We start from the raw sequence: 17,131 nt of genomic DNA, 5'->3' as shown, positions 1-17,131 counted from the left end.
CCGAGGAGAGAGAAACATGTCTCGAGTAGGTAAGAGCCCGATCGCGCTGCAAGGCGCGGAAGTCAAGCTGGCCGACGGTGCAATCACCGTCAAGGGCCCGCTGGGCACCATCACGCAAGCGATCAATCCGCTCGTGAACGTGGCGAACAACGACGGCACGCTGAACCTGTCGCCGGTGGACGAAAGCCGCGAAGCAAATGCACTGTCGGGCACGATGCGCGCGATTATCGCGAATGCCGTGCACGGCGTGACCAAGGGTTTCGAGCGCAAGCTGACGCTGGTTGGCGTCGGTTATCGTGCGCAAGCGCAAGGCGACAAGCTGAACCTGTCGCTGGGTTTCTCGCACCCGGTGGTGCACCAGATGCCGGAAGGCGTCAAGGCTGAAACCCCGACGCAAACCGAAATCGTGATCAAGGGGATCAACAAGCAACAAGTCGGTCAAGTAGCTGCGGAAGTTCGCGGTTACCGTCCGCCGGAGCCCTACAAGGGCAAGGGCGTGCGCTATGCCGACGAGGTTGTGATCCTCAAAGAAACGAAGAAGAAGTAAGGGTGCGCAATCATGGATAAGACTCAATCTCGCCTGCGCCGCGCTCGCCAGACGCGTATCAAGATCGCTGAGCTGCAGGTCGCGCGTCTCGCCGTGCATCGCACGAACACGCACATCTACGCTCAAGTGTTCTCGCCGTGCGGCACCAAGGTGCTCGCCAGCGCGTCGACGCTCGAGGCAGAAGTGCGCGCCGAGCTCGCCGACAAGTCGGGCAAGGGCGGTAACGTTAACGCCGCGACGCTGATCGGCAAGCGTATTGCCGAGAAGGCAAAGGCCGCCGGCATCGAATCCGTCGCCTTCGACCGCTCGGGCTTCCGCTACCACGGCCGCGTGAAAGCGCTGGCTGAGGCAGCTCGCGAAGCTGGGCTCAAGTTCTAAGGAAGGAATTCGTCATGGCAAAGATGCAAGCGAAAGTTCAGGCTGACGAGCGCGACGACGGCCTTCGTGAAAAGATGATTTCGGTCAACCGCGTGACCAAGGTCGTGAAGGGTGGCCGTATTCTCGGCTTCGCCGCACTGACCGTGGTCGGCGATGGTGATGGCCGCATCGGTATGGGCAAGGGCAAGGCGAAGGAAGTGCCGGTCGCTGTCCAGAAGGCAATGGAACAAGCTCGCCGCAACATGTTCAAGGTGCCGCTCAAGAACGGCACGCTGCAGCACGAAGTGCATGGCAAGCACGGCGCCTCGGCCGTCCTCCTCGCTCCGGCGAAGGCAGGTACGGGCGTGATCGCCGGCGGCCCGATGCGCGCAGTGTTCGACGTGATGGGCGTTCAGAACGTTGTGGCGAAGAGCCACGGTTCGACGAACCCGTACAACCTCGTTCGCGCCACGCTGGACGGCCTGCGCAAGCAGTCCACCCCGGCAGACATCGCGGCGAAGCGCGGCAAGTCCGTCGAAGAAATTTTGGGCTAAGCCCGGGTGGTCACCATGTCTGAAAAAACTGTCAAGGTTCAGCTCGTTAAGAGCCTGATCGGGACCCGCGAATCGCACCGCGCGACCGTGCGTGGCCTGGGCCTGCGCCGACTCAACTCGGTCAGCGAGCTGCAGGACACGCCGGCGGTCCGCGGCATGATCAACAAGGTCTCGTACCTCGTTAAGGTCATCGCGTAAGCGGCCCTACGGATCAAGGAGTTGATATGGAATTGAATAACCTGAAGCCGGCCGCTGGCGCCAAGCACGCCAAGCGTCGCGTCGGTCGTGGCATCGGTTCGGGCCTCGGCAAGACGGCTGGCCGTGGTCACAAGGGTCAGAAATCGCGTTCGGGCGGCTTTCACAAAGTCGGTTTCGAAGGCGGTCAGATGCCGCTGCAACGTCGTCTGCCGAAGCGCGGCTTCACGTCGCTGACGAAGGAATTCGTCGGTGAAGTGCGCCTGGGCGACCTCGAGAAGCTGCCGGTCGATGAAGTCGATCTGCTCGCACTGAAGCAAGCCGGCCTGGTCGGCGAGCTGACGAAGAGCGCAAAGATCATCGCGACGGGCGAACTGAAGCGCAAGATCGTCGTGAAGGGTCTCGGTGCCACCAAGGGTGCGCGCGCTGCGATCGAAGCGGCTGGCGGTTCGTTCGCCGAGTGACACGCGTAGCGCGTCGTCACTTGCATTCATCGGAGAAGGTACTTGGCTAACAGCCCGAGTCTTGCAAAACCCGGTCGAAGCACGGCGAAATTCGGCGATCTGCGTCGGCGAGCGATGTTCCTGCTCCTGGCGCTGATCGTCTATCGCATCGGCGCGCACATTCCCGTGCCGGGCATCGATCCGGATCAACTGGCCAAGCTGTTCCAGAGCCAGGCGGGCGGCATCCTGGGCATGTTCAACATGTTCTCGGGGGGCGCGCTTTCCCGCTTCACGATCTTTGCGCTGGGGATCATGCCGTACATCTCGGCGTCGATCATCATGCAGTTGCTGGCGATCGTCTCGCCGCAGCTCGAGGCGCTGAAGAAGGAAGGGCAGGCAGGGCAACGGAAGATCACGCAGTACACGCGGTATTTCACCGTGGTGCTCGCGACCTTCCAGGCTTTCGGTATCGCGGCTGCGCTGGAAAACCAGCCGGGCCTCGTCACCGATCCCGGCATGCTGTTCCGTCTGACGACGGTCGTGACGCTGGTTACCGGCACGATGTTCCTGATGTGGCTCGGCGAGCAGATTACCGAGCGTGGTCTGGGCAACGGCATCTCGATCATCATCTTCGGCGGGATCGCAGCAGGGTTCCCGAATGCCGTCGGTGGGTTGCTCGAACTGGTGAAAACGGGTTCGATGGGGCCGTTCTCGGCGATCATCATCGTCGTTCTGATCGCCGCGGTGACTTACCTGGTCGTGTTCATCGAACGCGGTCAGCGCAAGATCCTCGTGAACTACGCGAAGCGCCAGGTCGGTAACAAGATCTACGGTGGGCAGTCGTCGCACCTGCCGCTGAAGCTGAACATGTCGGGCGTGATTCCGCCGATCTTCGCATCGTCGATCATCCTGTTCCCGGCAACGATTCTCGGCTGGTTCAGTACCGGTCAGCCGACGGGAAGCTGGATTTCCAATACGTTGCATAACGTTGCGGAAGCGCTGAAGCCGGGCCAGCCGGTCTATGTGCTGCTGTACACGCTGGCGATCGTGTTTTTCTGCTTCTTCTACACCGCACTGGTGTTCAACAGCAGGGAAACCGCGGACAACCTGAAGAAGAGCGGCGCGTTTGTTCCGGGCATCCGTCCGGGCGATCAGACCGCACGATATATCGACCGCATCCTCACGCGTCTGACGCTGGCCGGTGCGATCTACATCGTCTTCGTGTGTCTGCTGCCGGAATTCCTGGTGCTGCGCTGGAACGTGCCGTTTTATTTTGGTGGAACGTCGCTGCTGATCATTGTCGTCGTCACGATGGACTTTATGGCGCAGGTGCAGTCGTACGTTATGTCGCAACAGTATGAGTCACTGCTCAAGAAGGCTAACTTCAAGGGCGGCAACATCCCAATGCGTTAATAAGGACTATGGCCAAAGACGATGTAATCCAGATGCAAGGTGAGGTGATCGAAAACCTCCCGAATGCGACCTTCCGTGTGAAGCTGGAAAACGGCCATGTCGTGTTGGGGCATATTTCCGGAAAGATGCGGATGCACTACATCCGCATTCTTCCCGGCGACAAGGTGACGGTTGAGTTGACGCCTTACGATCTGTCTCGTGCGCGGATCGTGTTCCGGGCGAAGTGATTTGAAAAAAGGGTATTATCATGAAAGTGATGGCATCGGTTAAGCGCATTTGCCGCAATTGCAAGATCATCAAGCGCAAGGGCGTCGTTCGCGTGATCTGCAGCTCGGATCCGCGCCACAAGCAGCGCCAAGGCTGACCGCGCGTTTGTTTGCGCTTTTTGTTTGAGGAAAAACAATGGCTCGTATCGCAGGGGTTAACATCCCGAATCACCAGCATACCGAGATTGGCCTGACGGCAATCTTCGGTGTCGGCCGCACGCGCTCGCGCAGCATCTGCGCGGCAGCTGGCGTGGAATTCTCGAAGAAGGTCAAGGACCTGACCGACGCAGATCTCGAAAAGCTGCGTGAAGAAGTGGGCAAGTTTGTCGTCGAAGGCGATCTGCGCCGTGAAGTGACGATGAACATCAAGCGCCTGATGGACCTCGGTTGCTACCGTGGCGTCCGTCATCGCAAGGGCCTGCCGATGCGCGGTCAGCGTACGCGTACGAACGCACGTACTCGCAAGGGTCCGCGTCGTGCAGCGCAAGCGCTGAAGAAGTAAGCGGAACTGACAGTTACAGGAAAACGTAATGGCTAAGGCTTCGAATACCGCGGCGCAACGCGTTCGCAAGAAGGTTAAGAAGAACGTCGCTGAAGGCGTGGTTCACGTTCACGCGTCGTTCAACAACACGATCATCACGATCACCGATCGCCAAGGCAATGCACTGGCATGGGCGACGTCGGGCGGCCAGGGCTTCAAGGGCTCGCGCAAATCGACGCCGTTCGCCGCCCAGGTCGCAGCCGAGTCGGCTGGCCGCGTCGCGATGGAATACGGCGTGAAGAATCTGGAAGTGCGGATCAAGGGCCCGGGCCCGGGTCGCGAGTCGGCAGTGCGCGCACTGCACGGCCTCGGCATCAAGATCACCGCGATTTCGGACGTCACCCCGATTCCGCACAACGGCTGCCGCCCGCCGAAGCGTCGTCGTATCTAAGGATGTGCTGGCACGTACGTGCTAGCGCATTGCCTGTCGCCGCGTAGCGTCGACGGGCGTTGCTTTTTTGATTGACTAAGCCCACCGTTCGCCCCAAAGGGAGCGGACTAGCGCGGATTTCGATCCGCGTGACTGATTGATAAAGGAATGCAAAGTGGCACGTTATATCGGCCCCAAAGCCAAGCTGTCCCGCCGTGAAGGCACCGACCTGTTCCTGAAGAGCGCGCGCCGCTCGCTCGCCGACAAGTGCAAGCTCGACAGCAAGCCGGGTCAGCACGGCCGTACCTCGGGCGCACGTACGTCCGACTACGGTACGCAGCTGCGCGAAAAGCAGAAGGTCAAGCGTATCTACGGCGTGCTGGAGCGTCAGTTCCGCCGCTACTTCGCCGAAGCCGATCGCCGCAAGGGCAACACCGGTGAAAACCTGCTGCAACTGCTCGAGTCGCGCCTCGACAACGTCGTGTATCGCATGGGCTTCGGCTCGACCCGCGCTGAAGCGCGTCAGCTCGTGAGCCACAAGTCGATCACGGTGAACGGCGTCGTCGCGAACGTCCCGTCGCAGCAAGTGAAGGCGGGTGACGTCGTTGCGATCCGCGAAAAGGCGAAGAAGCAAGCGCGTATCGTCGAAGCGCTGTCGCTGGCCGAGCAAGGCGGCATGCCGAGCTGGGTTGCAGTCGATGCGAAGAAGTTCGAAGGCACGTTCAAGCAAATGCCGGAACGCGTCGACATCGCAGGCGACATCAACGAAAGCCTGATCGTCGAATTGTATTCGCGTTAATCCGATTGACGGCCGAGGTACCCCGATTGCGTTACGCAAGGAGGGGCCTCGGCTGTTTATTTTCTGGTTGTTACCGGTCAGCCTTATCGGTGTAACGAGCCGAGGGTATTGAAAAGGAAAACCCATGCAAACCAGTTTGCTGAAACCCAAGATCATCGCCGTGGAATCGCTGGGCGAGAACCACGCGCGGGTGGTCATGGAACCGTTCGAGCGCGGTTACGGCCATACCTTGGGCAATGCGCTTCGCCGCGTGCTGCTGTCGTCGATGGTTGGCTACGCGCCGACCGAAGTCACGATCGCGGGCGTGGTGCACGAGTACTCGACGCTTGATGGCGTGCAAGAAGACGTCGTCAACCTGCTGCTGAACCTGAAGGGCGTGGTGTTCAAGCTGCATAACCGTGACGAAGTGACGGTTACGCTGCGCAAGGAAGGCGAAGGCGTCGTCACGGCCGGCGATATCGAGCTGGCTCACGATTGTGAAGTCATCAACCCGAATCACGTGATCGCGCACCTGTCGAAGGGCGGCAAGCTCGACGTTCAGATCAAGATCGAGAAGGGTCGCGGCTATGTGCCCGGCAACGTCCGTCGCTACGGCGAAGACACGGCCAAGATCATCGGCCGCATCGTCCTCGACGCATCGTTCTCGCCGGTTCGCCGCGTGAGCTACGCTGTCGAAAGCGCACGTGTCGAGCAGCGTACCGACCTCGACAAGCTCGTGATGAACATCGAGACGAGCGGCGTGATCACGCCGGAAGAAGCGATCCGTCAATCGGCCCGCATCCTGGTCGACCAGTTGTCCGTGTTCGCGGCGCTGGAAGGTACGGAAACGGCTGCCGAGGCACCGTCGCGTGCGCCGCAGATCGATCCGATCCTGCTGCGTCCGGTGGACGATCTCGAGCTGACGGTTCGTTCGGCGAACTGCCTGAAGGCCGAGAACATCTACTACATCGGCGACCTGATCCAGCGCACGGAAAACGAGCTGCTGAAGACGCCGAACCTCGGTCGCAAGTCGCTCAACGAGATCAAGGAAGTGCTCGCTTCGCGCGGTCTCACGCTGGGCATGAAGCTCGAGAACTGGCCGCCGGCTGGTCTCGACAAGTAAGCCCGGTTGTTGCTGCAGTTGGCAAAGATGCGGATTTTCCTTTAAAATCCGCATCTTGCTTTTTTCGTTACCGGCCCGTGCACCCTTCGAGGTGCGATAGAAGAGCTGGACCAAAACTTTGAATCAAGGAAACTGAAATGCGCCATCGTCATGGTCTGCGGAAACTGAACCGCACGAGCAGCCACCGTCTGGCTATGCTCCGTAACATGTCCAACTCGCTGATCGAGCACGAAGTCATCAAGACGACGCTGCCGAAGGCGAAGGAACTCCGGAAAGTCGTCGAGCCGCTGATCACGCTCGGCAAGAAGCCGTCGCTGGCAAACCGTCGCCTGGCATTCAACCGCCTGCGCGATCGTGACTCGGTCGCGAAGCTGTTCGACGTGCTCGGTCCGCGTTTCGCGAACCGTCCGGGCGGCTACCTGCGCGTGCTGAAGTTCGGCTTCCGCGTGGGCGACAACGCACCGATGGCACTGGTCGAACTGCTCGACCGTCCGGAAGTCGACGAAACGGAAAACGTGCAAGAAGCTGAATAAGCTTCCGGTACGCAGCAGTATCTGAAAGGGGCCGAGCGATTGCTTGGCCCTTTTTGTTTTTGAGACGCCGGCTGCGATCGATTGTCGCAGGCCGGCACCGGCAGCGTTGCGCCGGCTGCGCTACGATACGAGGAAGCCGGCGCGGGCCCTGGGTGGGCAATCCGCGTCGGCAGGAGCCGGTAGACCAGCCAGGAGGGCGCGGATGATAGTGGTGCTGATGCTGACGACGGTACCCGATGCGGCGACGGCCACGGCGCTCGCCGACGGCGCACTCGACGCTCGGCTTGCCGCGTGCGTGTCGGAGCTCGGTGCGATCAAGTCGCGCTATCACTGGCAGGGCAAGGTCGAAACGGCCGACGAGATCCAGTTGCTGTTCAAGACGAGCCCGGTGCGGGCGCTCGAACTGGAGCGATTTATTCTCGCGCATCATCCGTACGAGACGCCCGAAATCGTCTCGTGGCAGACGACGGCATCGGCCGCGTACAGTCAGTGGGTGACCAGCGAAACTCAACGTCTATTTCAGGTTTAACGGTATGGCGCTTCCCGTGCGCGTGCGCGCGCTGCGGTTTCTTGCAGTCCTGTTGTCGTTCGTGCTCGTGCTGGGCGGCCTGTCCGTCGCGCGCGCGGCCGACGATTTCCTCGATCCGTCGGTTGCGTTCAAGTTCAGCGCGAGCGAATCGCCGGGACAGGTGGACGTCCGCTTCAAGGTCGCCAACGGCTATTACCTGTACCGCGAGCGGTTCGCGTTCGCGGTGAAGACCGGGCAGGCGACGCTCGGCGAGCCCCAATTGCCCGCCGGCCACGTGAAGTTCGACCAGACGTTCCAGAAGAACGTCGAGACCTATCGTGATGAAGTCGTGGTGCACGTGCCGGTCAAGCAGGCGTCGGGACCGTTCGAGCTCGCGGTGACGTCGCAGGGGTGCGCGGACGAAGGGATCTGCTATCCGCCGGCGGAGCACGTCGTGAAGGTCGGCGGCGCCGCGCTCGGCGCTGCCGCAGCGTCGTCCGGCGATACGGCTGCCGCGGGCAGTTGGTTCGACAAGGTCACGAGCGCCGATTTCGCGCAGTCGCTGCTCGAAGGGCACGGGTTCTTCACGATCATCGCACTGTACTTCGTCGCGGGCGTCGTGCTGAGCCTCCTGCCCTGTTCGTACCCGATGATTCCGATCGTGTCAGCGATCATCATCGGCCAGGGCACGCGCGCGACGCATGCGCGCGGCTTCGCGCTGTCGCTGACCTACGTGGTCGGCATGGCGCTGGTCTATACGGCGCTCGGCATCGCCGCCGCGCTGGTCGGCCAGAGTCTCGGCGCGTGGCTGCAGAACCCGTGGGTGCTCGGTGCGTTCGGCGTGCTGCTTACTGCGTTCGCCGTGTCGCTGATTTCGGGCAAGGACATTGCGCTCCCCGAGCGCTGGCAGAACGGCGCGGCCGAGGCATCGAGCGCGCGCCAGGGCGGCCACTTCGTCGCGGTCGCGGCGATGGGCGCATTGTCGGCGCTGGTTGTCGGCGCATGCATGACGGCGCCGCTGTTCGCGGTGCTCGCCTTCATCGCGCATACCGGCAATGCGCTGCTCGGCGGTGCGGCGCTGTTCGCAATGGGACTGGGGCTCGGCGTGCCGCTGCTCGTCGTCGGCGTCGGTGCCGGGACGGTGCTGCCGCGCGCGGGCGCATGGATGGACGGCGTGAAGGTGTTCTTCGGCATCGTGCTGCTCGCGGCCGCGCTGTGGATCGTGTGGCCCGTGCTTGCGGGCGGTCTGAAGATGGTGCTCGCCGCGTTGTGGCTGCTGATCGCGGCCGCGGCGCTCGGGCTGTTCACGCCGAATGCCGGCGCCGTGTCGATCTGGCGCCGCCTGGGCCGCGGCGTGGGCGCCGCGCTCGCAATCTGGGCGGCGACGCTGCTCGTCGGCCTGGCCGCGGGGTCGACCGATCCTGTCAAGCCGCTGGCCGTACTGGCAGCGCGTCCGGTTGCGTCGAGCGGTACCGCGGCGGCGGCCGGCACGGCTGCCGCGCAGGACGGTCCCGCATTCGCATCGGTGCGCTCCAGTGGCGAACTCGACACGCTGTTGAAGACGTCGGGCCAGCCCGTAATGCTCGACTTCTACGCCGACTGGTGCGTGAGCTGCAAGGAGATGGAGCATCTGACGTTTACCGACCCGCGCGTGCAGGCGCGGCTCGCGCAGCTTCACCTCGTGCGTGCGGACGTCACCGCGAACAACCCGGACGACCAGGCGCTGCTCAAGCGCTTCAACCTGTTCGGGCCGCCGGGCATCATCTTCTTCGATCGCAGCGGCAAAGAAATCGGGCGCGTGATCGGCTATCAGGCAGCCGAGACGTTCCTGCGCAGCCTCGATCGGGCCGCTGTCCCGACGGTATGACGGTGGGCCCGCCGCCTGCGTGCCGGTGGCGCGCCGGGGCGCTCGCGCGGCATGAGCTGACGACTCGACGTCGACAGGCGGCCGCAATCGACGGCAAACAAAAAAACGGCGGAACACCGAGGTGTCCCGCCGTTTTTTTTGCCTGCCGGCGCGCGATCAGCGTTGCGCTTTCAGCAGACGCGCGGCGTCGAGCGCGAAGTACGTGAGCACGCCGTCGGCGCCCGCGCGCTTGAACGCGAGCAGCGATTCGAGCACGACCTTGTCGTGGTCGAGCCAGCCGTTCATCGCGGCGGCCTTCAGCATCGCGTATTCGCCGCTCACCTGGTACACGTAGGTCGGGAAGCGGAACTCGTCCTTCACGCGGCGCACGATGTCGAGGTACGGCATGCCGGGCTTGACCATCACCATGTCGGCGCCTTCGTCGATGTCGAGGCGCACTTCGCGCAGCGCTTCATCGCTGTTCGCCGGATCCATCTGGTAGGTCATCTTGTTGCCCTTGCCCAGGTTGGACGCCGAGCCGACCGCGTCGCGGAACGGGCCGTAGAACGCCGACGCGAACTTGGCCGAATAGGCCATGATGCGCGTATGGATATGGCCGTCGCTTTCCAGCATCTCGCGGACGGCGCCGATGCGGCCGTCCATCATGTCCGACGGCGCGACGATGTCGACGCCGGCTTCAGCCTGGGCGCGCGCCTGATCGACCAGAATCTCGATCGTGTCGTCGTTGATCACGTAGCCGTTCTCGTCGAGCACGCCGTCCTGGCCGTGGCTCGTGTACGGATCGAGGGCGACGTCGGTCAGCACGCCGAGCTCGGGGAAGCGCTTCTTCAGCTCGCGCACCGCCCGCGGGATCAGGCCTTCCGGATTGGCAGCCTCACGGCCGTCAGGCGTTTTCAGCGACGGTTCGATGGCCGGGAACAGCGACAGCACGGGCACGCCAAGTTCGACGCATTGCTCGGCGACATGCATCAGCAGATCGACGGACACGCGCTCGACGCCGGGCATCGACGGCACCGGCTGCCGTTCGTTGGTGCCTTCGACGACGAACACCGGATAGATCAGGTCGTCGGTGGTCAGGCGGTTTTCGCGCATCAGGCGCCGGGAGAAGTCGTCGCGGCGCATCCGGCGCGGACGATGAAGCGGATGGAAGCTCATGGGCGATTGGGCAGAAATCAGGGCAGTAAGGACCTTACGGAACCCTTAGGTCATTTTCGGGAGCGTTGGTATATGATAGCGATCGAGCGGCACGCGTCGCGTGCAGCTCCCCGCTTCTCCTCCCTGAGCGGGTGCCTGTCGTTTTTCGATTAGGCTGTTTGACCCGCCGTTAACCGGCGGGTTTTTTTATGAGCCGGCCGAATCCACAGGCGCCGTCAGGTGCGCGCTGCCGATCCCGGCCGCGCGTTGCCCGATCATTGTGCTACAGGCTCGCTTTTTTCGTCGGCGACGGACGGTCGCAACCAGCTCTCGATCAGCTCATGCGCGTCGTCGAGCCCCGTGCGCTTCAGCGCGGAGAACAACTGGACCGTCAGCTTGCCCTGGACGCCCTGATCGCGATACGCATCCAGCCCCTTTTGCGTGGTCCGTAGCGCGTTGATGCTTTCCTGTCGCGTCAATTTGTCGCACTTCGTCAGCAGCGTGTGGATCGGCTTGCCGGTCGGCGTGAACCACTCGATCATGCGGCGATCGAGGTCGGTCAGCGGACGGCGCGAATCCATCATCAGGATCAGGCCGCAGAGCTGCGAGCGGGTCGCGAGGTACGACGACAGCAGCATCTCCCAGTGCGCCTTCGCGGCGCCCGGCACTTCCGCGTAGCCGTAGCCGGGCAGGTCGACGAGGTTCGCGACGGGTTCGGCGGCCGGGCCGACGGAGAAGTAGTTGATATGCTGCGTGCGGCCGGGCGTCTTCGACGCGAAGGCCAGCCGCTTCTGGTTGCACAGCACGTTGATCGCCGTCGACTTGCCGGCATTCGAGCGGCCCGCGAACGCGATTTCCGGCTGAACCGTCGGCGGCAGGTCGCGCAGATGGTTGACGGTCGTGTAGAAGCGGGCTTGATGGAGCAGAAAGGCCATGGGAACCGGAAGGACGGGCGGCGCGAGCCGCTTGGTGGAGGCGGGGTAGCCCCGATAGGCGCGGGAGCTTTCAACACGATATTGTACAATACGACGGTTTTACCGAAGGTCGCCGGGCGCCTGCCTCGCGCTTTTATGTGGCTTCTGCGGTAGACTGGTCGCCGTCGTTTTTTGCAGAACCTCAAATTCCCACAAGACGAAACAGGGTGTGCGAATGAATCGACTGTGCAAGTCTCTGATGGTGCTTCAGGTTGCAGCAGGGTTCGTAGGTTTCGTAGCGGAGGCAAACGCGGCGGATGCGGCAAAGCCGGATCTCGACCGCGGCAAGGCGATTGCCGGGCAGGTCTGCGCGTCGTGCCACGGCGCCGACGGCAATAGCGCGTCGGGCAGTTTCCCGAAGCTTGCCGGGCAGCATCCCGAATATCTGGTCAAGCAGTTGAACGACTTCAAGACGCAGCCGGGCGCGAAGGGGCCGGGGCGTACCAACGCGGTGATGGTCGGATTCGCGAGTGCGCTGAGCGCGGATGACATGCGCAACGTCGCCGCGTACTACGGGTCGCAGACGACGAAGCTCGGTACCGCACGCGATGCGGCGACCGTGCCGATCGGCCAGAAGATCTATCGCGGCGGCATCGCGGAGAAGGGCGTGCCCGCCTGCGCGAGTTGCCACGGGCCGACGGGGCAGGGAATCCCGGTCCAGTACCCGCGTCTGTCGGGGCAGTGGGCCGACTACACGGTCGCGCAGTTGACCGCGTTCCAGCAGGGTGCCGGCGCGCGCAACAACAACGAGGCGATGCATCAGATCGCGACGCGTCTGTCGGACAACGAGATCAAGGCCGTCGCGGATTACATCGCGGGCCTGCGTTGAGCGGCCGGTCGCGGATGGAATGACCGGGCGCCCGAAGGGCGGCCGGAGTCAGAACAAGAAAAGGGTGGGGCGCCGCGCCGTTGCGGCCGCCTTACCCTTTTTTGTTGTCAGTCGGAGTTTGAATGAGCGTTACCACGTCGGGGTTGCAGTCGAAGTCGGGTCAGGGTGCGCCGAAGCGCGCGGTCGAGCTGCTGAGCTCGATGCGCTTCGCGATTGCGCTGCTGGTGGTGCTGTCGATCGCGAGCATCATCGGCACGGTCCTGACCCAGGACGATCCGTATCCGAACTACGTGAACCAGTTCGGGCCGTTCTGGGCGGACATCTTCCGCTCGCTCGGCCTGTACAACGTGTACAGCGCGTGGTGGTTCATGCTGATCCTGATCTTCCTCGTCGTGTCGATCTCGCTGTGCGTGATCCGCAACGCGCCGAAGATGCTCGCCGATGCGAAGAGCTGGAAGGACAAGGTCCGCGAGGGCAGCCTGCGCGCATTCCATCACAAGGCCGAGTACACGCCTTCCGGCACGCGTGCGACCGTTGCGGCGACGCTCGCCACGTTCGTCACCAAGGCCGGCTACAAGCATGTCGTGCGTGAAACCGACGGCGCAACGCTGATCTCCGCGAAGCGCGGTGCGATGACCAAGTGGGGCTACATCTCCGCCCACGTCGCGATCGTCGTGATCTGTATCGGCGGCCTGCTCGACAGCAACCTGCCGATCAAATTCCAGATGTGGATGTTCGGCAAGAGCCCGGTCAACACGAGCGCGACGATCAGCGATATCTCGCCCGACCATCGCCTGTCCGCGTCGAACCCGACGTTCCGCGGTTATGCGTGGGTGCCCGAGGGCCAGTTCGTATCGACCGCGATCCTGAACCAGCCGAGCGGCTCGCTGATCCAGGACCTGCCGTTCTCGATCCAGCTCAACAAGTTCATCGTCGACTACTACACGACGGGCATGCCGAAGCTGTTCGCGAGCGACATCGTCGTGATCGATCGCGAGACCGGCCAGAAGATCCCGGCGCGCGTCGAGGTCAACAAGCCGTTCACGTACAAGGGCGTGTCGATCTACCAGTCGAGCTTCCAGGACGGCGGCTCGCAGATGCAGATGACGGCCTACCCGATGACGGGCGGCAACGCGAAGACCTTCCCCGTGCACGGCACGATCGGCAGTTCGGCGCCGCTGCAAATGCCGGGCGCCGACGGCGACACGATCGAGTTCGCCGATTTCCGCGCGATCAACGTCGAGAACATGGCCGACGCGAACGGCAAGCCGGACGTGCGCGGCGTCGCGAAGACGGCGTCGCTGAAGGAGGCGTTCGACGAACGGCTCGGCTCCGGCGCGAAGACGTCGAAGCCGATGCAGCTCCACAACATCGGCCCGTCCGTGCAGTACAAGATCCGCGGCAAGGACGGCCAGGCGCGCGAATTCAACAACTACATGCTGCCCGTCGACATGAACGGCGAGCGCGTGTTCCTCGCCGGCGTGCGCGCGAGCCCGAATGATCCGTTCCGCTACATGCGGATTCCGGCCGACGGCCAGGATTCGATCGGCGAATGGATGCACCTGCGCGCCGCGCTCGAGGATCCGGCCGTGCGTACCGAAGCCGCCGCGCGCTTCGCGCGGCGTTCGCTGCCGGGCTCCGACGCATCGCTGCGCGGCCGCCTGCAGGACAGCGCATCGAAGGTGCTGACCCTGTTTGCTGCAAGCGACGACAGCGGCGGCCGCGGCGCCGACGGCCAGCCGATCGGCGGCTTCCAGGCCGTGGCGACGTTCATCGACCGCTCGGTGCCGAAGGCCGAGCAGGAGAAGGCCGCGAGCCTGTTGCTGCGGATGCTCGAGGGCTCGATGTGGGAGGTCTGGCAGATCTCGCGCGAGCGCGCCGGCCAGCCGGCTGCCCAGCAGGGCACCGACACGATCCGCTTCGTGCAGAACGCGATCAATGCGCTATCCGACAGCTTTCTGTATGGATCGCCCGTCTATCTGCAGCTTGACTCATTCAAGCAGGTGCAAGCTTCGGTATTTCAGTTGACGCGCGCACCCGGCAAGAATCTGGTGTATCTTGGCAGCCTGCTGCTGGTCGCCGGCATCTTCTCGATGTTCTACGTGCGCGAACGGCGCCTCTGGTTCTGGCTCAAGGATGCCAGCTCGGGCGTCGACGTGGTGATGGCGATGTCCACGGCCCGCAGGACCTTCGATTTCGAGAAAGAATTCGTGCAGACGCGCGACGCGGCCGGCGTCGCCTTGCGCGCCGCACCTCGCGACGCCGCGCCCGCCGGTGCGGCATCGACGGCCCGCTCGCCTGCCGGCGGCGGTTCGGATTCCGAGAATTCCACCCGGTAACATCATGGATCTCACGCAAGTTTCCTCCTCCCCTCGGGCGTCGGCCCAGGCCCCGGTTTCGGCGCCGCTGTTCGACGACCGTCCGTTCCTCGCGCGCCTGTCGCTGATCGACTGGCTGTTCGCACTGGCGCTCGTGGTGGGCGCGGGCTATGCGCTCGTGCACTACAACGCGCACATGGATTACTACGACAAGGCGGTGATGATCGGCACCGTGCCGGCGCTCATCGCGCTCGGCTGGCGCTGGAAGCCCGCGCGGCTGATGATGGCGTCGATCGCCGTGCTGTCGCTGCTGTCGATCCAGATCTACCAGGGCGATCTCGCGCGCGCCGATTCGGCGTTCTTCCTCAAGTACTTCCTGTCGAGCCAGTCGGCGATCCTGTGGATGAGCGCGCTGTTCGTGCTCGCGACGATCTTCTACTGGATCGGCTTGCTCGCGCGCTCGGAAACGGGCGCCGCGATCGGCCAGAAGCTCACGTGGGTCGCCGTGCTGATGGGCTTCACGGGGCTGATGGTGCGCTGGTACGAGTCCTACCTGATCGGCGCCGACGTCGGGCATATCCCCGTATCGAACCTCTACGAGGTGTTCGTCCTGTTCAGCCTGATCACCGCGCTGCTCTATCTGTATTACGAAGGCCACTACGGCACGCGCTCGCTCGGCGCGTTCGTGCTGCTGGTCATCAGCGCGGCGGTCGGCTTCCTGATGTGGTACTCGGTCGCGCGCGATGCGCAGCAGATCCAGCCGCTGGTGCCCGCGCTGCAGAGCTGGTGGATGAAGATCCACGTGCCGGCGAACTTCATCGGCTACGGCAGCTTCGCGCTGTCGGCGATGGTGTCGGTCGCGTACCTGATGAAGGAGCGCGGCGTGCTCGCCGATCGCCTGCCGACGCTCGAGGTGCTCGACGACGTGATGTACAAGTCGATCGCGGTCGGTTTCGCGTTCTTCACGATCGCGACGATCCTCGGCGCGCTGTGGGCGGCCGAGGCATGGGGCGGCTACTGGAGCTGGGACCCGAAGGAAACCTGGGCGCTGATCGTGTGGCTGAACTACGCGGCGTGGCTGCACATGCGGCTGATGAAGGGCCTGCGCGGCGCGGTTGCCGCGTGGTGGGCACTCACGGGCCTGCTCGTGACGACCTTCGCGTTCCTCGGCGTCAACATGTTCCTGTCCGGGCTGCACAGCTACGGCAAGCTGTAAGATTTCCGCCGCTCGTCCGACTACAAGACCGCCGGTGCACTGCGTGCCCGGCGGTTTTCGTTTGTAACGGGCGGGCGATCCGGGCGTCGAACGACGCATGACGGGTCGGGTCGAACGCTCATGACGCGTGCGCGCGGCGCATGCAGGAGGAGCAGCACGATGTGGATCAAGCGCCCTTTGCGGAACCTACTGACCGGCGGTGATATTGCGTCCAGCGAGGTCACGCCGCGCGCGGTGTTCGAGAACCGGCGACGCGTCTTGCAGGCGGCCGGCCTCGCGGCGGCGGGCGGGCTGCTCGGCGGCAGCGGCGCGGCATTAGCCGCGTATGCGTCGCCCGACGTGCGGGCGGCGAAGCTCGCGGCAAAAACGAACCCGAAGTTCGTCGCGGCCGACAAGGTGACGCCGTTCAAGGACATCACGTCCTACAACAACTTCTATGAATTCGGCACCGACAAGAGCGACCCGGCGCAGAACGCCGGCACGCTGCGACCACGCCCGTGGCGCGTGAGTGTCGAGGGCGAGGTGCAGCACCCGAAGGTGTTCGATCTCGACGAACTGCTGAAGCTCGCACCACTCGAGGAGCGTGTGTACCGGTTGCGCTGCGTCGAAGGGTGGTCGATGGTGATTCCGTGGGTCGGCGTGCCGCTGTCCGAGTTGATCAAGCGCGTGCAGCCGACCGGCAACGCGAAATACGTGCAGTTCATCACGCTGGCCGATCCGTCGCAGATGCCGGGCCTCTCGACACCCGTGCTCGACTGGCCGTATTCCGAAGGGCTGCGGATGGACGAGGCGATGAATCCGCTGACGCTGCTGACGATGGGCGTTTACGGGCAGGTGCTGCCGAACCAGAACGGCGCGCCGGTGCGAATCGTCGTGCCGTGGAAGTACGGCTTCAAGAGCGCGAAGTCGCTCGTGAAGATCCGCTTCGTCGACCAGCAGCCGAAGACGAGCTGGAACACGTACGCATCGAACGAATACGGCTTTTATTCGAACGTGAATCCGAACGTCGATCATCCGCGCTGGAGCCAGGCAACCGAGAGGCGCATCGGCGAGGACGGCTTCTTTACGCCGAAGCGCAAGACACTGATGTTCAACGGCTACGGCGACCTGGTCGCGTCGATGTATCAGGGCATGGACCTGAAAAAGAACTTCTGAGCGCGACGGT

Annotated in this window: 21 protein-coding genes; 19 read left to right on the top strand and 2 right to left on the bottom strand. The window is 63.5% G+C overall.

From position 1 onward, the window contains the following. Nucleotides 1-16: 16 nt before the first annotated feature. The 15 genes from rplF (at nt 17) to dsbD (ending at nt 9,495) form a co-directional block, all read left to right on the top strand. Entirely contained in the window at nt 17-547 is a 531-nt protein-coding gene (gene rplF, locus JYG32_RS13010) for a 50S ribosomal protein L6 (protein WP_006477184.1), read from the top strand. 12 nt (nt 548-559) lie between these two features. Beyond that, nucleotides 560-925, top strand: a complete 366-nt coding sequence (gene rplR / locus JYG32_RS13005; protein WP_006477183.1) for a 50S ribosomal protein L18 — start codon at nt 560-562, stop codon at nt 923-925. 14 nt (nt 926-939) lie between these two features. Then, nucleotides 940-1,458, top strand: coding sequence for a 30S ribosomal protein S5 (gene rpsE, locus JYG32_RS13000; protein ID WP_006482895.1), 519 nt, complete (start codon nt 940-942; stop codon nt 1,456-1,458). A gap of 15 nt (nt 1,459-1,473) precedes the next feature. Continuing rightward, nucleotides 1,474-1,656 carry a 50S ribosomal protein L30 gene (gene rpmD, locus JYG32_RS12995; protein WP_006400644.1) on the top strand — a complete coding sequence of 61 codons (183 nt, stop codon included), beginning with the start codon at nt 1,474-1,476 and terminating at the stop codon, nt 1,654-1,656. A gap of 26 nt (nt 1,657-1,682) precedes the next feature. Further along, on the top strand, nt 1,683-2,117 hold the full coding sequence (rplO, locus tag JYG32_RS12990; RefSeq protein ID WP_059759907.1) for a 50S ribosomal protein L15: 435 nt from the start codon (nt 1,683-1,685) through the stop codon (nt 2,115-2,117). A 42-nt stretch (nt 2,118-2,159) separates the two neighbouring features. Then, on the top strand, nt 2,160-3,509 hold the full coding sequence (gene secY / locus JYG32_RS12985; protein WP_174380542.1) for a preprotein translocase subunit SecY: 1,350 nt from the start codon (nt 2,160-2,162) through the stop codon (nt 3,507-3,509). Nucleotides 3,510-3,517: 8 nt separating this feature from the next. Next, complete coding sequence (gene infA / locus JYG32_RS12980; protein WP_004521905.1) at nt 3,518-3,736, top strand: translation initiation factor IF-1; 219 nt, start codon at nt 3,518-3,520, stop codon at nt 3,734-3,736. Between the two features lie 20 nt (nt 3,737-3,756). Next, nucleotides 3,757-3,873, top strand: a complete 117-nt coding sequence (gene rpmJ, locus JYG32_RS12975; protein WP_004199844.1) for a 50S ribosomal protein L36 — start codon at nt 3,757-3,759, stop codon at nt 3,871-3,873. 38 nt (nt 3,874-3,911) lie between these two features. Further along, entirely contained in the window at nt 3,912-4,277 is a 366-nt protein-coding gene (gene rpsM / locus JYG32_RS12970) for a 30S ribosomal protein S13 (RefSeq protein ID WP_047899584.1), read from the top strand. Between the two features lie 28 nt (nt 4,278-4,305). Next, a complete protein-coding gene (rpsK, locus tag JYG32_RS12965) occupies nt 4,306-4,707 on the top strand; it encodes a 30S ribosomal protein S11 (RefSeq protein ID WP_004197937.1) in 402 nt (133 codons plus the stop codon). Nucleotides 4,708-4,861: 154 nt separating this feature from the next. Beyond that, on the top strand, nt 4,862-5,485 hold the full coding sequence (rpsD, locus tag JYG32_RS12960; protein WP_124501696.1) for a 30S ribosomal protein S4: 624 nt from the start codon (nt 4,862-4,864) through the stop codon (nt 5,483-5,485). A 124-nt stretch (nt 5,486-5,609) separates the two neighbouring features. Beyond that, nucleotides 5,610-6,587 carry a DNA-directed RNA polymerase subunit alpha gene (locus JYG32_RS12955; RefSeq protein WP_006477176.1) on the top strand — a complete coding sequence of 326 codons (978 nt, stop codon included), beginning with the start codon at nt 5,610-5,612 and terminating at the stop codon, nt 6,585-6,587. A 137-nt stretch (nt 6,588-6,724) separates the two neighbouring features. After that, nucleotides 6,725-7,120, top strand: coding sequence for a 50S ribosomal protein L17 (rplQ, locus tag JYG32_RS12950; protein WP_006477175.1), 396 nt, complete (start codon nt 6,725-6,727; stop codon nt 7,118-7,120). Nucleotides 7,121-7,322: 202 nt separating this feature from the next. Beyond that, nucleotides 7,323-7,649, top strand: a complete 327-nt coding sequence (gene cutA / locus JYG32_RS12945; RefSeq protein ID WP_213263765.1) for a divalent-cation tolerance protein CutA — start codon at nt 7,323-7,325, stop codon at nt 7,647-7,649. 4 nt (nt 7,650-7,653) lie between these two features. Further along, nucleotides 7,654-9,495: a protein-disulfide reductase DsbD gene (gene dsbD / locus JYG32_RS12940; RefSeq protein WP_213263764.1), complete on the top strand. Its 1,842-nt coding sequence runs from the start codon at nt 7,654-7,656 to the stop codon at nt 9,493-9,495. 156 nt (nt 9,496-9,651) lie between these two features. On the opposite strand, the gene hemB is transcribed toward dsbD, so the two are convergent. Continuing rightward, on the bottom strand, nt 9,652-10,650 hold the full coding sequence (gene hemB / locus JYG32_RS12935) for a porphobilinogen synthase (protein WP_034209736.1): 999 nt from the start codon (nt 10,648-10,650) through the stop codon (nt 9,652-9,654). A gap of 254 nt (nt 10,651-10,904) precedes the next feature. Beyond that, nucleotides 10,905-11,564: a ribosome biogenesis GTP-binding protein YihA/YsxC gene (gene yihA, locus JYG32_RS12930; RefSeq protein WP_047899588.1), complete on the bottom strand. Its 660-nt coding sequence runs from the start codon at nt 11,562-11,564 to the stop codon at nt 10,905-10,907. A gap of 214 nt (nt 11,565-11,778) precedes the next feature. Here yihA and JYG32_RS12925 point away from each other — a divergent pair, with 214 nt between their 5' ends. The 4 genes from JYG32_RS12925 to msrP all read left to right on the top strand — a co-directional run bounded on the left by JYG32_RS12925 (nt 11,779) and on the right by msrP (nt 17,121). After that, complete coding sequence (locus tag JYG32_RS12925; RefSeq protein WP_089444803.1) at nt 11,779-12,432, top strand: c-type cytochrome; 654 nt, start codon at nt 11,779-11,781, stop codon at nt 12,430-12,432. Nucleotides 12,433-12,554: 122 nt separating this feature from the next. Then, nucleotides 12,555-14,771 carry a cytochrome c biogenesis protein ResB gene (locus JYG32_RS12920; protein WP_213263763.1) on the top strand — a complete coding sequence of 739 codons (2,217 nt, stop codon included), beginning with the start codon at nt 12,555-12,557 and terminating at the stop codon, nt 14,769-14,771. Between the two features lie 4 nt (nt 14,772-14,775). Further along, complete coding sequence (gene ccsB, locus JYG32_RS12915) at nt 14,776-15,966, top strand: c-type cytochrome biogenesis protein CcsB (RefSeq protein WP_213263762.1); 1,191 nt, start codon at nt 14,776-14,778, stop codon at nt 15,964-15,966. Nucleotides 15,967-16,125: 159 nt separating this feature from the next. Beyond that, nucleotides 16,126-17,121 carry a protein-methionine-sulfoxide reductase catalytic subunit MsrP gene (gene msrP / locus JYG32_RS12910; protein ID WP_213263761.1) on the top strand — a complete coding sequence of 332 codons (996 nt, stop codon included), beginning with the start codon at nt 16,126-16,128 and terminating at the stop codon, nt 17,119-17,121. Nucleotides 17,122-17,131 lie beyond the last annotated feature (10 nt).

Source organism: Burkholderia pyrrocinia, from assembly GCF_018417535.1.
Taxonomy (GTDB): Bacteria; Pseudomonadota; Gammaproteobacteria; order Burkholderiales; family Burkholderiaceae; genus Burkholderia; species Burkholderia pyrrocinia_E.
Note: the sequence above shows the minus strand (reverse complement) of the source record. Positions and strands in the feature narration are given on the sequence as shown.

What these genes read in the sequence shown, in the direction of transcription:
- rplF (WP_006477184.1), top strand. Translation starts at nt 17, where the DNA reads ATGTCTCGAGTAGGTAAGAGCCCGATCGCGCTGCAAGGCGCGGAAGTC.
- rplR (WP_006477183.1), top strand. Translation starts at nt 560, where the DNA reads ATGGATAAGACTCAATCTCGCCTGCGCCGCGCTCGCCAGACGCGTATC.
- rpsE (WP_006482895.1), top strand. Translation starts at nt 940, where the DNA reads ATGGCAAAGATGCAAGCGAAAGTTCAGGCTGACGAGCGCGACGACGGC.
- rpmD (WP_006400644.1), top strand. Translation starts at nt 1,474, where the DNA reads ATGTCTGAAAAAACTGTCAAGGTTCAGCTCGTTAAGAGCCTGATCGGG.
- rplO (WP_059759907.1), top strand. Translation starts at nt 1,683, where the DNA reads ATGGAATTGAATAACCTGAAGCCGGCCGCTGGCGCCAAGCACGCCAAG.
- infA (WP_004521905.1), top strand. Translation starts at nt 3,518, where the DNA reads ATGGCCAAAGACGATGTAATCCAGATGCAAGGTGAGGTGATCGAAAAC.
- rpmJ (WP_004199844.1), top strand. Translation starts at nt 3,757, where the DNA reads ATGAAAGTGATGGCATCGGTTAAGCGCATTTGCCGCAATTGCAAGATC.
- rpsM (WP_047899584.1), top strand. Translation starts at nt 3,912, where the DNA reads ATGGCTCGTATCGCAGGGGTTAACATCCCGAATCACCAGCATACCGAG.
- rpsK (WP_004197937.1), top strand. Translation starts at nt 4,306, where the DNA reads ATGGCTAAGGCTTCGAATACCGCGGCGCAACGCGTTCGCAAGAAGGTT.
- JYG32_RS12955 (WP_006477176.1), top strand. Translation starts at nt 5,610, where the DNA reads ATGCAAACCAGTTTGCTGAAACCCAAGATCATCGCCGTGGAATCGCTG.
- rplQ (WP_006477175.1), top strand. Translation starts at nt 6,725, where the DNA reads ATGCGCCATCGTCATGGTCTGCGGAAACTGAACCGCACGAGCAGCCAC.
- cutA (WP_213263765.1), top strand. Translation starts at nt 7,323, where the DNA reads ATGATAGTGGTGCTGATGCTGACGACGGTACCCGATGCGGCGACGGCC.
- dsbD (WP_213263764.1), top strand. Translation starts at nt 7,654, where the DNA reads ATGGCGCTTCCCGTGCGCGTGCGCGCGCTGCGGTTTCTTGCAGTCCTG.
- hemB (WP_034209736.1), bottom strand. Translation starts at nt 10,650, where the DNA reads ATGAGCTTCCATCCGCTTCATCGTCCGCGCCGGATGCGCCGCGACGAC.
- yihA (WP_047899588.1), bottom strand. Translation starts at nt 11,564, where the DNA reads ATGGCCTTTCTGCTCCATCAAGCCCGCTTCTACACGACCGTCAACCAT.
- JYG32_RS12925 (WP_089444803.1), top strand. Translation starts at nt 11,779, where the DNA reads ATGAATCGACTGTGCAAGTCTCTGATGGTGCTTCAGGTTGCAGCAGGG.
- JYG32_RS12920 (WP_213263763.1), top strand. Translation starts at nt 12,555, where the DNA reads ATGAGCGTTACCACGTCGGGGTTGCAGTCGAAGTCGGGTCAGGGTGCG.
- ccsB (WP_213263762.1), top strand. Translation starts at nt 14,776, where the DNA reads ATGGATCTCACGCAAGTTTCCTCCTCCCCTCGGGCGTCGGCCCAGGCC.
- msrP (WP_213263761.1), top strand. Translation starts at nt 16,126, where the DNA reads ATGTGGATCAAGCGCCCTTTGCGGAACCTACTGACCGGCGGTGATATT.